Source organism: Terrimonas ginsenosidimutans (assembly GCF_022012415.1).
Taxonomy (GTDB): Bacteria; Bacteroidota; Bacteroidia; order Chitinophagales; family Chitinophagaceae; genus Terrimonas_A; species Terrimonas_A ginsenosidimutans.
Genome location: NZ_JAKLTR010000013.1, coordinates 150028 through 165319, shown reverse-complemented (window position 1 = coordinate 165319; position 15292 = coordinate 150028). Strand labels below are relative to the sequence as shown.

General features: G+C 46.2%; 13 protein-coding genes. 11 read left to right on the top strand and 2 right to left on the bottom strand.

Features of this window, described 5'->3' with window-relative positions:
* The first annotated feature begins 46 nt into the window (after window positions 1-46).
* From LZZ85_RS19395 to LZZ85_RS19380, 4 genes are all read left to right on the top strand, one after another.
* Window positions 47-1645 carry a L,D-transpeptidase family protein gene (locus tag LZZ85_RS19395; RefSeq protein WP_237875010.1) on the top strand — a complete coding sequence of 533 codons (1599 nt, stop codon included), beginning with the start codon at window positions 47-49 and terminating at the stop codon, window positions 1643-1645.
* A 180-nt stretch (window positions 1646-1825) separates the two neighbouring features.
* Window positions 1826-2173, top strand: coding sequence for a YciI family protein (locus LZZ85_RS19390; RefSeq protein ID WP_237875009.1), 348 nt, complete (start codon window positions 1826-1828; stop codon window positions 2171-2173).
* A 114-nt stretch (window positions 2174-2287) separates the two neighbouring features.
* A complete protein-coding gene (locus tag LZZ85_RS19385) occupies window positions 2288-3544 on the top strand; it encodes an RNA polymerase sigma factor (RefSeq protein WP_237875008.1) in 1257 nt (418 codons plus the stop codon).
* Window positions 3545-3722: 178 nt separating this feature from the next.
* Window positions 3723-4919 carry a hypothetical protein gene (locus tag LZZ85_RS19380; RefSeq protein WP_237875007.1) on the top strand — a complete coding sequence of 399 codons (1197 nt, stop codon included), beginning with the start codon at window positions 3723-3725 and terminating at the stop codon, window positions 4917-4919.
* A gap of 153 nt (window positions 4920-5072) precedes the next feature.
* Here LZZ85_RS19380 and LZZ85_RS19375 read toward each other — a convergent pair whose 3' ends face one another.
* Window positions 5073-5807: a hypothetical protein gene (locus LZZ85_RS19375; protein WP_237875006.1), complete on the bottom strand. Its 735-nt coding sequence runs from the start codon at window positions 5805-5807 to the stop codon at window positions 5073-5075.
* Between the two features lie 151 nt (window positions 5808-5958).
* Between LZZ85_RS19375 and LZZ85_RS19370 the strand changes: the two genes are divergently transcribed.
* The 3 genes from LZZ85_RS19370 (at window position 5959) to LZZ85_RS19360 (ending at window position 11581) form a co-directional block, all read left to right on the top strand.
* A complete protein-coding gene (locus LZZ85_RS19370; RefSeq protein ID WP_237875005.1) occupies window positions 5959-7770 on the top strand; it encodes a DNA polymerase III subunit gamma/tau in 1812 nt (603 codons plus the stop codon).
* A gap of 329 nt (window positions 7771-8099) precedes the next feature.
* The gene (locus LZZ85_RS19365; RefSeq protein WP_237875004.1) at window positions 8100-9737 is read left to right on the top strand and encodes a pyruvate dehydrogenase complex dihydrolipoamide acetyltransferase; all 1638 of its coding nucleotides are present in this window, start codon (window positions 8100-8102) and stop codon (window positions 9735-9737) included.
* Between the two features lie 413 nt (window positions 9738-10150).
* Entirely contained in the window at window positions 10151-11581 is a 1431-nt protein-coding gene (locus tag LZZ85_RS19360) for a DUF5723 family protein (protein ID WP_237875003.1), read from the top strand.
* 9 nt (window positions 11582-11590) lie between these two features.
* Here the strand turns inward: LZZ85_RS19360 and LZZ85_RS19355 are convergent, their stop codons facing one another.
* A complete protein-coding gene (locus tag LZZ85_RS19355; RefSeq protein ID WP_237875002.1) occupies window positions 11591-12397 on the bottom strand; it encodes a glycerophosphodiester phosphodiesterase in 807 nt (268 codons plus the stop codon).
* A gap of 101 nt (window positions 12398-12498) precedes the next feature.
* Between LZZ85_RS19355 and LZZ85_RS19350 the strand changes: the two genes are divergently transcribed.
* The 4 genes from LZZ85_RS19350 (at window position 12499) to LZZ85_RS19335 (ending at window position 15086) form a co-directional block, all read left to right on the top strand.
* Window positions 12499-13005 (top strand): GbsR/MarR family transcriptional regulator, encoded by a 507-nt coding sequence (locus LZZ85_RS19350; RefSeq protein ID WP_237875001.1) that lies wholly within the window; start codon window positions 12499-12501, stop codon window positions 13003-13005.
* A gap of 193 nt (window positions 13006-13198) precedes the next feature.
* Entirely contained in the window at window positions 13199-13567 is a 369-nt protein-coding gene (locus tag LZZ85_RS19345; RefSeq protein WP_237875000.1) for a hypothetical protein, read from the top strand.
* A gap of 150 nt (window positions 13568-13717) precedes the next feature.
* Complete coding sequence (locus tag LZZ85_RS19340; protein ID WP_237874999.1) at window positions 13718-14110, top strand: hypothetical protein; 393 nt, start codon at window positions 13718-13720, stop codon at window positions 14108-14110.
* A complete protein-coding gene (locus LZZ85_RS19335; protein WP_237874998.1) occupies window positions 14100-15086 on the top strand; it encodes a TIGR01777 family oxidoreductase in 987 nt (328 codons plus the stop codon). The genes LZZ85_RS19340 and LZZ85_RS19335 overlap by 11 nt, the downstream gene beginning before the upstream one ends.
* The last annotated feature ends 206 nt before the right edge of the window (window positions 15087-15292 follow it).

The window sequence follows — 15292 nt, the reverse complement described above, 5'->3', positions numbered from 1 at the left end:
CGCGTTCCAGCTACGCCAATTCCCATCTAATCAGTAACTTGCTTATATGAAACTACCTCAACTCCTTATCGCCACGCTTGCTGTCATCGCCTTCTCCTGCAAGTCTCCGGATAAAAAACTTCCCGAACCCGTAAAGCGGGATACCACGATCTCCATTGTGAACGCCTACAGCGAACTGTTCTTCGACAGTACCAAACTGGAAAGCTTCATGGTCAGTGAGAACCTGGATGACAGCATGGCGGTTTCATTGCGTAATTTTTACAATCAGCGAAACTTTCAATACGCCTGGTTCTTCCCGCAGGGAATGGCTGACTATGCCACCACCTTTCTAAACCTGCAGAACGATTACCTGCATTACTCCGGTGACAGCTCAACCTATATTGCTGCTTTGCAGCCGCTGATCGACTCTCTCAGCGACTCTACCACCTTTATCCGCACACCTGACTCGATAAAACTGAAAACAGAGCTGCTGCTTACCGAACAATTTTTCCGTTATGCTTCCAGCGCCTATGCCGGCAGAAAAGATATCAGCACAAAAGACCTGGGCTGGTTCATTCCCCGGAAGAAGATCGACGCTGTGGAAGTGCTCGATTCCATGCTGAAACACAAAGGCCAGAATCTTACAGCGTACGAGCCGGTGAACCGTCAGTACAATCTGCTCAAAGAATACCTCGTAAAATATTATGCTATTGAAAAAGGAGATGGATGGAAGCCTATCCCTATCCCGTCAGGAAAGAAATCACTGCGCGAGGGCGATTCTTCTGAAACAATTGCCGCTTTACGTCAACGCCTGTTCCTTTATGGAGACCTGAAGCAGACCGATAGCAGCAATCTTTTTGATACCTCCCTTACTGCAGCATTGAAGAACTACCAGCGTCGTTTCGGGCTGAAAGATGATGGCGTAGCCGGCCCTGCACTTCTTGCACAAATGAACAAACCGGTCAGTGACAGGATCCGCCAACTTCTCATCAATATGGAAAGATTGCGCTGGGTACCGGCAGAGCCTAAAGAAGATTACCTGCTGGTCAACATTCCCGAATACCGCCTGCACGTTTATGAAAACGGTAAATATGCCTGGAATATGAATGTGGTGGTTGGCTCACAGGCTCACAGCACCGTTATATTCAATGGGGATATGAAATATGTCGTGTTCAGCCCGTACTGGAATGTACCGCCAAGCATCATTAAGAACGAGGTCGTGCCCGGCATGGCCCGCAACAAGAACTATCTTGCCAATCACAATATGGAATGGAATGGCGGAGCAGTCAGACAAAAACCCGGCATCAAGAATTCCCTCGGCCTGGTAAAGTTCTTATTCCCGAACAGCTACAACATTTACCTGCACGATACTCCTTCAAAAAGCCTGTTCAATGAAAGCAGCCGCGCATTCAGCCACGGATGTATCCGCCTCGCAGAGCCAAAGAAACTGGCCATTTACCTGCTGCGCAATGAACCCGCCTGGGACTCAACCAGCATCACAAAAGCCATGAATGCAGGCAAGGAAAAATATGTGACATTGAAAAAAACATTACCTGTATTTATCTGCTATTTCACCGCATGGGTCGACAGGAATGGCCAGCTGAATTTCCGGGACGATGTGTATGGGCATGATAAGGAAATGGCGGCGAGGTTGTTCAGGAAATAAGTAAAAAATCAAAATTAAAAAGTAAAAATATCACCCTGCCAGTTCGGAAAACATTTCTACTGGCAGGGTGATATTTTTACTTTTTAATTTTGGCTTTTTACTTTTTACTTCTCCCCTGTCCGGAACCCGCTTCCCCATTCGTCATACAAGAAACCTATTCTTCATTTAAAACTATTTTGTATGGAAAAGTTCATGTTCATCTTCCATGGCGGCGTAAGCCATGATGCGAGTCCCGAAGAAATGCAGGCCAATATGGGCAAATGGATGGCCTGGGTGGAGCAACTCACCAGGGCCGGCAAGTACGATTCAGGCGAACCTTTGCTTCCGGGCGGAAAACTGGTTACCGGCAATACCAAAGGAAAAGTTGTAACGGACGGACCTTATACGGAAGGCAAAGAAGTTGTCGGCGGATACTTTATTGTTAACGCAAAAGATTATGACGAAGCTGTCGCACTAACGGACGGGTATCCGGACTTTGAGTATGGGGGAGCCATTCAGGTAAGACAGGTGCTGAAAATAGAAATGTGATTTTCAAAGTCAAAATTATAAAGTAAAAACACCCGTGTGAGGAGAACACTTCTACCGGCCGGTTTATTTTTTACTTTTAATTTTGACTTTTTACTTTCACTTCCTACCTCATTTATGAACACCCAGCATGATATTTCGCGGCTGATCGATCATCTTTTCCGGCACGAATCGGGAAAGATGATCGCCGTCTTGTCGCGTCTTCTTGGGTTGCAGAATCTAAGCGCCGCTGAAGACATTGTACAGGACACACTGCTGCAGGCCATGAACAGCTGGTCTTATGGGAAAATACCCGACCAACCGGCAGCATGGCTGCATCGTGTTGCACGCAATAAAGCCATCGATCTCCTCAGACGCGAAAAACGATTCCGGCAGATCAGTCCTGAATATGCCAAGCTGCTGGAATCGGAATGGACACTCGCGCCCACCGTTCAGCAACTCTTTCTTGACAATGAAATAAAGGACAGCCAGCTGCAAATGATCTTCGCCGCCTGCCACCCTTCAATTCCGGCCGAATCAAGGATCCCTTTCACGCTTAAAACACTTTGCGGGCTCAGTGCCGCAGAGATCTCAAGAGCTTTTTTATGTGCCGAAGAAACGATCAGCAAACGGATCTACCGGGCAAAGGAAAAGATCAGATCAGAAGCTATCGGACTCGACATCCCTGAAGGGAACGATATAGCGGAACGGGTAGATGTCGTTTTAAAAACGCTTTATCTGCTATTCAACGAAGGCTACAACTCCTCACACCCTGACCTGCTCATACGCACTGATCTCTGCGAAGAAGCGATACGGCTTTGTGATATACTTGCCAAACATCCATTGACAAACTTTCCCCGTACACATGCATTGCTTTCGCTGTTTTATTTTCAGTCTTCGCGACTTAGTTGCCGGCTGGATAGTAACGGAGCGATCGTCTTACTGACAAACCAGGACCGCACCCGGTGGGATCGATCACTCATTCAAAAAGGCTTTGAGCAACTGGAGATGGCAGCCGAGCCATTTGAAGTATCACCGTATCATCTCGAAGCAGGGATCGCCTCACTGCATGCGGCAGCGCCATCTTTTGAAAGAACAGACTGGAAGTCGATCTATCACTTATACCAAATTCTTTATCAGTTGCAACCCAACCCTTTTGTCGCACTGAACAAAGCGATCGCATCGGCTTACGCGATCAGCCATGAAAATGCACTGGATGAATTGAACCGGATAGAGGGCCTCGAAAAACATCATCTTTATTTTGCCACTATCGGTGAGATCTTTTTTGAGATGCAACAAAAGCAGAAAGCCAGGGAAAGTTTTCAGAAAGCCCTGCATCTCACCTCCTCAGCCGCTGAACAAAAGCTGTTGGAAGATAAGATCTCCAGATGCTGACCTGCCGGTTTGGGGAAATGGCGGCGAGGTTGTTCAGGAAATAAGTAAAAAGTCAAATTAAAAAGTAAAAATATCATCCTGCCAGTAGAAATGTTTTCCGAGCTGGCAGGATAATATTTTTACTTTTTAATTTTGACTTTTTACTTAACCACTTACATTTGCCCACTAATCATTCGCTATGTTTAAGCTGGAAGAGGTCAAGGATGCTACTGCTGCAAAGAAATTCCTGGAAGTGAATTTTTTTATCAATAACCAGGATCCGAATTATATCAGGCCTCTTGATAAAGACATCGAACAGGTATTTGATCCTAAAAAGAATAAGGCCTTCCGTCATGGAGAAGCGACCCGTTGGATACTTGTAGATAAATACGGTACAACCATCGGACGCATTGCCGCTTTTATTAATAAGAAATATAAGAACAAGGGTGATGAATTTCCTGTTGGTGGGGTTGGCTTCTTTGATTGTCCTAACGACCAGGAGGCTGCAGATATGTTGTTCGATGTAGCCAAACATTGGCTCATGCAACGGGGCGTGCAGGGAATGGATGGCCCGATCAATTTCGGCGAACGTGACCGCTGGTGGGGTTTACTGGTGGAAGGATTCAAACCGCCTGTATATTGCCTGAACTATAATCCTCCATACTATAAGCAACTTTTTGAATCGTATGGGTTCAAACCCTTCTTCAACCAGATCTGTTTCGGACTTGATGTAGGAGCAAGATTGCAGGAAAAATTCTACCATCGCCATGCTGAATGCTCCAGGATTCCGGGTATCACTGCGAAACATATCAGGATAAATGAGCTGGATAAATTTGCAAAAGATTTTGCCACTGTCTACAACAATGCATGGGCCGGTCACGGTGGTATGAAACAGATCGAAGAGAAAGTTGTACGCACAATGTTCAGATCAATGAAGCCTGTGCTGGATGAAAGATTATGCTGGTTTGTTTATCACAACGAAGATCCGATCGCTGTATGGATCAATCTTCCGGATCTGAACCAATGGTTCAAACACCTGAACGGAAAGTTTGACCTCTTTCATAAACTCAAATTCCTCTGGTTAAAAAAGACCCGTAAGATCGAAAAGTTCGTCGGGATCATTTTTGGCGTTGTTCACGAATGGCAGGGCAAAGGGATCGACAGCTACATGATCGTTGAAGGTGCACGCGTGATCCAGAACCTGAAAATTGAGAATGGTGTTTATGAAATGGGAGAGCCTATTTACAAAGATTATGAAATGCAGTGGATCGGCGAGTTCAACCCAAAGATGGTCAATGTTGCTGAAGGGTTGGGAACACATAGAAGCAGGATCCTGACTACGTATCGTTACCAGTTTGACAGAACGAGGGAGTATCATCCGCATCCGCTGGTGTAGTTGCCTTAATTTGTTCTGCGTAGGAGTAACGCAGAGAACGCTAAGATTCCGCGGAGATCGCTAAGAATTTAGTACACTCCCGATCGCATTGCGTCCTTTGCGGATTCCTGGCGTTCTCTGCGTTACTCATACGAAAGTCAGCTCCAGGAAACTTCAAAACCCGATCCCCGCCTGCACCAGAAAATACCGCACCGGCGCTTTCCCCACAGAATACTCCATGTATCCATTTGCAGAGTTATACTGCAAAGAATTTCTGATGATATACTTTATATCAGAACCAATGTTATAAGATCCGCGCACTGTAAGACATCCCTTCCCATCACGACGTTTCCCTATCGAAAAACCCACCGCAGCACCTTTATTGAAACTCGCGCTTGAATAAGCTTCCAGATCGAATGCCTGGATACCAAGTGCCGTTTCAATCGCATCAAGATTTTCCCTGATCTGTGAAATGTAAAAGCTTCCACCGGCTATAATTTCAAAAAATGGCCTGACCGGTGCTTCAGCAAAAGGACGCAGCTGTAGAATGCCATTCAGGTTCAGAATGCCATAGCTTGTTTTGTAATCACCCCTGTATCCCCGTATATCCACTTTTGTAATAAACCTCCCGTAGTATGTATAGCCGAGTTCAGCACCGATCCTCAATACGCTGTTCCGCTTATTTCGGCCCCATGAGAAAGGATTGGTCAATACCGTTCCGCCTATACCAAAACCAGCATTGCCCATATTGTTCCTGATGGCCGGCTGCATGTCCCGCGTTGGCATTCCTACCTGTAATCCTATAAATCCATTCACTTTTTCTACAGGCCGGTCTGTCATTTGCGCAGCACCTGTAAAGGATAAACCAATAAATCCGATCGTTACAATAAATAATAATCTGCTATTCATTTCCCTTGCATTTCGCACAATGAAAATAATACATCCCCGGAAAGCGATCCGTTAAAAAAAGGACGGGCTGCGCATTACACGTGATGAAGCGTGTCTGCGCCGGATGACTCCGGCGGTTACAGACATTTTCCCTAATTTAGCCGCTGGTATTATGGATAAATTTATTGTTTCAGCCAGAAAATACAGGCCTCAACTGTTCGATACGGTTGTGGGCCAGTCGCATATAACTACAACATTAAAAAATGCGATCCGCAATAACCAGTTGGCTCATGCCTTCCTGTTCTGCGGTCCCAGGGGTGTTGGTAAAACCACCTGCGCCAGGATCCTGGCGAAAACCATCAACTGCGAAGCAAAAACACCTGAAGGTGAAGCCTGCAATACCTGCCATTCCTGTGTATCATTCAATGACGGTATTTCACTGAATATCCACGAGCTGGATGCGGCGAGTAACAACTCTGTAGACGATATCCGCACACTCGTAGAGCAGGTGAGATTTGCACCACAGGCCGGAAAATACAAGGTATACATCATCGATGAGGTGCACATGCTCAGCTCATCCGCGTTCAACGCATTTCTGAAAACGCTCGAAGAACCGCCATCCTACGCGATCTTCATCCTGGCAACAACAGAAAAGCATAAGATCCTACCAACGATCTTAAGCCGTTGCCAGATCTTCGACTTCAAACGGATCACCACCAACGACACAGTGGAGCATCTCCAGGAAATCTGCACCAAAGAAGAGGTGTCGGCCGATAAAGCTGCCCTGCAGATCATCGCCCAGAAAAGCGAAGGCTGTATGCGTGATGCACTCAGCATCATGGATAAGATCGTGAGCTTTACCGGCGGCCAGCTCAACTATACAAATACACTCGAGCATCTCAACATACTGGATGCGGATTACTATTTCAAACTGCTGGATGCCATGCTTCAACAGGATCTTGCCGGTGCCCTCGTGCTTTATGATGGCATCAACCGGAAAGGATTTGAAGGCGATCTTGTATTGAACGGTTTCGCGGAATTTTCGCGCAACCTGCTGGTGTGTAAAGACGAAAAAGCCGCTGATCTCCTTGAGGTAGTGGAAAGCTTCCGGGATAAGTATGTAGACACGGCAAAAAAAGTCTCTGCTCCGATCCTGATCAGCACACTGAATATCCTGAACGAAGCCGAGATCAATTTCAAAGCTGCGCGTAATAAACGATTGCATGTAGAACTGGTGCTGATCAAGCTCTGTTATCTTCAGCAGGCGATCAATCTAAGCGCGGACTCAACCGGGTTAAGTAAAAAAAAACTGATTGAATCGGCAAAACCTGTCGCTTTTCGCCAGATAGTGCCTCTTGAGCTCAAAGAACGAGCTGTCACAGAGCAATCGCCGGCAAAACTCATCATCGAAACACCTTCTGTCAATCCGGCTAAAACAACGACGCGCCAGGAAGCTCCGCCGCCCAAAGCTATCACCCCTGCTACCCAACCGGCGGCAAAACCCGTTTCGGCAACACCGGCCGCAGGAGCCGGTAAGATCGCAGGGCTTAGTGCGATCCGCGATAAATTCAAAGGAAATGCGCTGCCTGGTACAAATGTCAATCAGCCGCTGAATGAAGAATTGCTCAAACTAAGCTGGGAAGAATATATCGAAAAACTGAGAGCAGAAAAGAACCCGGCAGCGGCTCCGTTCGGGCTGGCCCGGCTGGTTGTAAAGTCCGATAATATTTTCGAGGTGGAGACCGCAAATAACATCGAACAAAAATTCATTGAAGCCGAAAGGAACCACCTCTTCTCTTTCCTTCAGCAGCGCCTGAAGAACCGCCTGCTCCAGTTCCAGGTGGTGGTGGTGGAATCTCTCGAAACAGACAGGCCTCCGATAGAAGCCCCACTAAACTCCAAGCAACAGTTCCTCAAGATGGTGGAACAGTATCCCCTGGTGAAAGAGCTGCGGGACAGGTTGAAGCTGGATCTGGATTTTTAGAGGAGGGTTAAAAAAGTTTAATGGTTTAATAGTTTAAAAGTTCTAAAGTTTGGGTCTGTACGACCTGGCTTGGGAACTTTTGACATTTATGGGGTCGTAGGAGGGTATCGCAAAGCGCGCAAAGATCCCGCAAAGGCCGCTAAGTTCTTCTTTGCGCTCTTAGCGGTCCCTTTGCGCCCTTTGCGATACTCCTACCCCGCAGGTTTCGGACAAAACCGAATGGCCGCAGCTCCAACCCTCCCCGATTCATAAAACATTGTCTCCCTACCAGTTTTCATCATCCTGTTATTCGTCATTTTATCTTAATTTCGGCGAAAATTTAATCCTACATGGCTGAAGAGATATTGATGCCCCGCCTGAGTGACACGATGACAGAAGGCGTTATCGCTGCATGGCACAAAAAAGTGGGCGACACCGTAAAAAAAGGAGACTTACTGGCTGAAGTGGAAACCGACAAGGCAACCATGGAGCTTGAAAGCTATAAAGATGGTACGTTGCTGCATATCGGAACCGAAAAGGGTGGAAAGCTACAGGTTAACGACCTGCTCGCTATTATCGGTAATGCCGGCGAAGATATCTCTGCCCTGGTAAAAGGTGGAGGCAGCGCTGCATCTGCGCCTAAACAGGAAACGTCTCCCTCTAAAGAAGAGTCCAAACCAGCCCCTGCGGAAAATAAACCTGCATCTGGCGGCAACTCACTGGACGTTTCTAAAATGGAAGAAGTGGTATTGATGCCCCGCCTGAGCGACACGATGACGGAAGGTGTGATCGCTGGCTGGAACAAGAATGTAGGTGATACTGTAAAAAAAGGCGATGTATTGGCGGAGATCGAAACCGATAAAGCCACTATGGAGCTTGAGAGCTATAAAAACGGTAAACTCCTTTACCAGGGTGCGAAAAAAGGAGAAAAGATCGCTGTTAACGAACTGCTGTGCATTATCGGTGAAGAAGGGAAAGTTGACGTTGATGCGATCGTTGCCGCTGTAAAAGGCGGAGGGGCACCGGCCCCTGCCGCTGAAAAAAAAGAAGAAGCAGCACAACCCGCAGCTTCGGATTCTTCGAATTCTTCAGCTTCTTCCGCTTCTTCTTCAGACGGACGCGTTAAAGCTTCCCCACTTGCCAAAAAACTGGCGGCTGATAAAGGCATTGACATCAGCAAAGTGAACGGAAGTGGTGATGGCGGAAGAATTGTACGATCAGATATCGACAATTACAAACCAGCAGCTTCGGCTCCTGCAGCTACTGCTACCGGCAAGGCGGCTCCTGCTGCAACAGCTGGCGGAACAGTAAGCTTCGATGAAGTGCCTGTATCGCAGATGCGTAAAGTAATTGCAAAACGCCTCGCTGAAAGCAAATTCACAGCTCCTCACTTCTATGTTACTGTTGCCATCGATATGGATGCCGCAGTGGCAAGCCGTGCAAAACTGAATGAGGTAAGCAAAGTGAAGATCTCTTTCAATGACCTCGTACTGAAAGCATGTGCGATCGCATTGAAACAACACCCTGCTGTTAACAGCAGCTGGCTGGGCGATAAGATCCGTATTAACCATCACGTGAACATTGGTGTGGCAGTGGCTGTTGAAGACGGCCTGCTTGTACCCGTTGTTCGCTTCGCGGATACCAAATCCCTGTCGCAGATCTCCGGTGAAGTAAGAGAGTTCGCACAGAAAGCAAAAGACAAGAAACTGCAGCCTTCAGACTGGGAAGGAAATACCTTCACCATCTCTAACCTCGGGATGTTTGGCGTAGAAGAATTCACCGCTATCATCAACCCGCCGGATGCGTGCATCCTCGCTGTGGGTGGCATCAGCCAGGTTCCTGTAGTGAAAAACGGCAATATCGTTGTTGGCAACGTAATGAAAGTTACACTCAGCAGCGACCACCGCGTTGTGGACGGAGCTTCTGCCGCAGCCTTCCTTCAAACATTGAAAGGCCTGCTTGAAGAGCCACTGAGAATGCTCGTATAGTTTCAATAATGCAGAAATAATAGAACGGGACGCTGTAAGAGGTGTCCCGTTTCTTTTTGAGGTAAGTTTGGTAGGTCCCATAGGTTGGCCCTCTGACAAGAAATAAAAACACGGAATAGTCAAAAACTACGTCAGAAATATTACTGCGAAAAACAAGTTGAGTATAGCAGTTATGAACCTATCGAATGTTAAATTAATGACATTCTTTCCTTGTACTTACTTAGTAAACACCCGGAACCTCTGAAGCTTCTGAAACCTTATGGAACCCAGCAAACCTCCCTCCCCATTTTTTGTTTCTTTTAACTCCTCTCATAAAATAAAAAACTACCCTGACTACTGCAATTGCCTACAGAACTAAAGAATTAAACGCCTAATTTTATTTATACATAAGGCTTTACACACCGGGTCTTTTTATGAAAACGATACGTGTCATATTATTTGCTTTGCTATTGCCACTTGCGGGCATGGGCCAGTATTACCAGGGCTTGAATGGAACTTATTATATCGGCTCACTGAACGTCCACAATAATCCGGCGGCGATCGTGAACGTTCCGGTAAAATGGGACCTCACGCTCTTCGGTATCCAGGATAAACATTCCACCAACATCGTTAATGTATATAACTACTCCTTACTGTCGAATCCAGCCAATTCAGAATATGAAATTGCGCCGGGCGAGTATAAAAGAAAAGGAGATGCCAACGTTAATGTAAATCTGCTCAACTTCAGGCTGGCACTGAATCAACGCAGTGCCATTGCCATGGGTATCAATTTCAGATCTTATACACGTGCCCGTTCAAGCAGATATAACTTCTATGATACGCTGCAAAGCTTTCGCGATTTTTTTGTGTTGAATGAAAACAACCGTGATGATATGAGCGTGGACATGACCAGTGCAAGCTGGATGGAAGTATATGGATCCTATGCGCAAACGATCGCTGACAACGACCAGTTCAGGTTAAATGCCGGTGGTACATTAAAGATCAACCGGGGACTGTCAGGGGGATTCGCGCAAATGAATGGCGGTTCATTCAGTAAGATCGGTTCATTCCCCGATAACTATCGGGCGAACTCGATGAGCCTTGACTATGGTTACTCTCAGAATTATGATCAGCTTGACAAGGATCAGGGATCCAGCTTCCGGGATTTCACTTCCGGAACACAAACAGGCATATCTGCCGACTTTGGACTTGAATTGCTGATCAAACGTCCTTATACCTCTAACCGTCAGCGGGAAGAAGAGTATTACGACTATGACTGGAAGATCGGCGCATCACTGCTGGATCTGGGCTTTTCTTCTTACAGGAACGGGCAGTATGGCATGCAGGTATCCGGCCTGCGCCCAGGTATCACAGATGAACTCCTTGATCAAAAATTTGATAGTGCCGTAAGCACTTTTGGACAATTCCGGGACAGCCTGGCGAGTCTGTTTGATAATGTTGTTGCGTATAATGGAAACTTCAAGATCATTCACCCAACCAGGCTGGTGATCAATGTAGATAAGTTTATCAGTGATGCATTCTTCATCAATGCGGATCTTTCCGTCGGTGTTGCCAGGCTTCTTCCCATAAAAAATAACCGGCTCAGGGACCTGAGTGTTCTCACCGTAACGCCTCGCTGGGAAACCCGGAAGAAGGGCTTTTATTTTCCTGTACAGTATAACAGCTCCAATAAACTTTGGATCGGAGGAGCAGTACGATACGGGCCTGTATTATTCGGACTGCATAATTTCGCCAACCTTTTCTCAAAGAAGAGAATGCAGCAGGGTATCGGTTATCTTGCCATCATTTTGAAAGCGTCAGATCTTACCGGCGAAAAGGCGGATAAAAGGCTTGACTGCTGGTAGGAGGGAACATTATTTTTTCAATGCGTTGAAACGCTGCATCAATAATTCCGGCTCATTCGTTGTGATCAGATCAAAGCCATTTTTCAATAAGAAATCCATGGTTGCTGTATCATTTACTGTCCATGCATTCAGCACAAGCTTCTGCTCTTTTGCTTCGCGGATCCATTCAGGGTGCTTTTGAAAGGCTGAGTAATGATAATCAATACCACCTAACCTGTCTGCCTTTACCTGTGCCGGAGGTTGATTTGCTTCGAGGTACTGAACATGTGCTTTAGGGTCTAGCTGTATGATCTTTTTACAGATATCATAGTCAAAACTGATATAGGCCACCATTGGCTCTGCCTTTAATTCCTGCACAAGCTTTACGACCTGCGCCCCGGTTTCCTGGCCGCGATCTTTGCTTACGGTGGAAGGTTTGATCTCAAGAATAAGTCTTGTTGAGCTATTATTCTTTAACCCCGCAAGGAGGTATTCCCGAAGGGTTGGAAGTTTTTCTCCATTGGATAATGTATGCTGTGTGAGAACATCGTAGTTGGTCTTCTCTATAGGCAACTTAAAGAATGTTGCGTCATGATTTATGACGAGTGAGTCATCTGCGGAGCGGTGAATATCAAATTCAGAACCGGTACACTTCAATGCGATCGCTTCACGTAATGCCGCAATAGAATTCTCGGGCAACTGTTTTGTCTTCCACGCACCACGATGCGCCACTACCGGGTTGGCAGCAAAAGCGGGGGTATCCGTGTTCACCTTTCGGCTGGCAGAGCATGCAGTCATAATAATTGCAGTGGATAGGTACAGGAATTCTTTCTTCATGCCCGCAAGTTAAGCAATAATAAAACCATGCGGGAAAGATCACAAAAGGATAACTTTCAAAATATTTTGAAAATACAGAAATGATTCAATAGCTTTATGTCATGAAATTGACGGAAGCAAGGCAGCAGTTCATTAGTAGCTGGGGAGCATTTGGTACGCATTGGGGCATCAACCGCACGATGGCGCAGATCCATGCGCTGTTGCTGATAAATCCTGATCCATTAACGCAGGACGATATCATGGAAGAGTTGAATGTGAGCCGTGGCAATGTGAACATGAATATCCGCGAGCTTATTAACTGGGGTCTTGTTGAACGGGTGCTTCTGCCCGGCGAAAGAAAGGAATATTTCTCTGCGGAAAAAGATATCTGGAAAGTGGTAAAGCAGATCGTTAAGGAAAGAAAGAAACGTGAGCTGGAACCGATGCTTAGCCTGCTTGACAAGCTGGAAGAAGTGGAAGGTGATAAACGGGATAAGAATGTCAAAGCTTTTATTGATACAGTCAGTGGGATCAGGAAACTTGGAAAACAGGCAGACAAAACGCTGGATCTGATGATCAAAGCCGAGGAGAATTGGTTTGTGAGCAATATGGTCAAACTGTTCAAATAAGCTTTCAATAGTATAAAGCCGGGTTACCGGCTTTCTTTAAAACGAAAACTTTCATTTTTTACTGAAAGTTTAATATAGATAGAAAGAAGCTGATCGCAGGTAAATGCCTGAACCGGGGCTGATTTGACATTTGTCAAAAGATGCTGTCTCTCTATTTCCTATTTTCACCAGTGCTGCAATAAACCCTGAAGCGATGAAACTATTTAAAAAGATCGATTTTTGGATACAAGTGATCCTGATAGCAGGCAGTCTGATATTTATCGCATTCGAGCCCTCTGATTTCATAACAACCTATTTCATTGTGGGAGGCTGGCAGCTTTTCAGCTGCATAATACATGTATCATTAACCGGGCATTTCATCAGTCATCGCTGGCGGACGCTGTATTACCGGACGCTGCTCGGTCTTGTCATCAGCACCCTGTTATTATATGTTACAGGGCTCGTCCTGCTCTTATTGTTCCTGATGGTCTTTCTTCCTCCGGTGCTGGCATGCTGGTATGCGTTCACCTGCAGCGAAGAAAATGACCTGCTGATGAAGAAAGCTTTTATACATCTGAAATAGCGCGTAAGGGAAGACAGATAGTCAGGAGCGTTTTGAACGTTTGATGGGTTAGGATGGCATGTATCTGCTTTTTGGATTTCTAACTCCTGTATCTGGCGGGTATAACTTTATCGACGCTGCTTATTATAAACAAACATAAAAGACTATTGCATGAGAAGTTTTAAACCGATAGATTTCTGGATACAGATCATCCTGATCGTTATGTCCACTTTATGGGCGTTGACAGTTGGCGACTTCAGGTTTATCTGGTCTTACATTCTTGTTGGGAGTGTTCAGGTGATCAGTGCGCTTATTCATTTGATCTGTTCGGGCCACTATATTCCGCAGAAGAGCCGTAAGTTTTATGGAATGGTCGTATTAGTCCTTGCCCTGCTCTCTACATTCCTCTTTAATTCGCGTCAGGGGATTGAATTCGGGGTGGTAATGCTGGTCGTCTCTCCTTTTCTGGCTGCCTGGTATGCCTGGATCTGCTATGAGGAAATAAAAATTTCAGAAAACCCTTCAAACAAAAAATCATCCTCTTCTGATTTTTATGAGATGTAAAAAGATCGTTATTGCTGGTGGCTCCGGCTTTATCGGGGAAGAACTCATCCGCTATTTCGGAACAGACAATGAGATCTGTATTCTGACAAGAAAAATACCGGATGCCGCCAATAACAAAAACCGTTACTTTTCTCTTAAGAAGCATGAAACTGTGCGCACGCGCTGGGTCAAATGGGATGGCAGATCGGTTGGTGAATGGGCAAATGAACTCGAAGGTGCGGACCTGCTCATTAACATGGCAGGTAAAACTGTCAATTGCCGTTACACAGAAAAGAATAAGGCTGAGATCCTGAGCAGCCGTATCGATCCTGTGAACGCATTGGGAAAAGCCATTTCTTCCTGTAAAAATCCTCCCTCCTGCTGGATCAACGCTTCTTCTGCCACCATCTACCGCGATGCAAGAGATCGCGCACAGGACGAATTCAATGGTGAGATTAAAAACGACTTCTCCGTTCGTGTTTGCAAACAATGGGAGAAAACATTGTACGATCAGCACACTCCTCATACGCGGAAGATATCCCTCCGTATGGCCGTTACGCTCGGCGCCGGCGGTGTGATGATCCCTTACTTCAATCTCCTGAAATTCGGCCTCGGAGGGCGTCAGGGTGACGGCGGCCAGATGTACAGCTGGATCCACATACATGATACTTGTAGAATGATAGAATGGATCTTTGGTAACCCTGCACTTGAAGGAAATTACAACTGCTCCTCACCTTTTCCCGTTACCAACAATGAATTCATGCAAACCCTGCGCAAGGTAACAGGACATAAGAATGGTCTTCCCGCATACGAATGGATGCTGAAAATAGGCGCTGCACTCATTGGAACAGAAACAGAACTGGTATTGAAAAGCCGCTGGGTAGTGCCAACAAGAATTCTTGAAACGGGGTTTGTATTCTGTTATCCGTTTTTGGAGGAAGCGATAACAGAGGTGGTCAGTAAAGTGCCACGCGGGCAATATAGCCTTTTTCCATAGCCAACTGATGCGACCCGTCAGAAAGCACACCGGTGCATTATTATTCTATTATACAGTTTTTTGTTGCAGATTCCACCCTCTGCACATGTTGTTAGGTGCGTAGCGGGCACAGCGAGAAGAATCACGGAAACTACTCCCCTCAGACGGACTTGGTGCGAACCCCGCCATCGCTGGCAATTTCCGCGATTATGGCACACGCCCGCGGT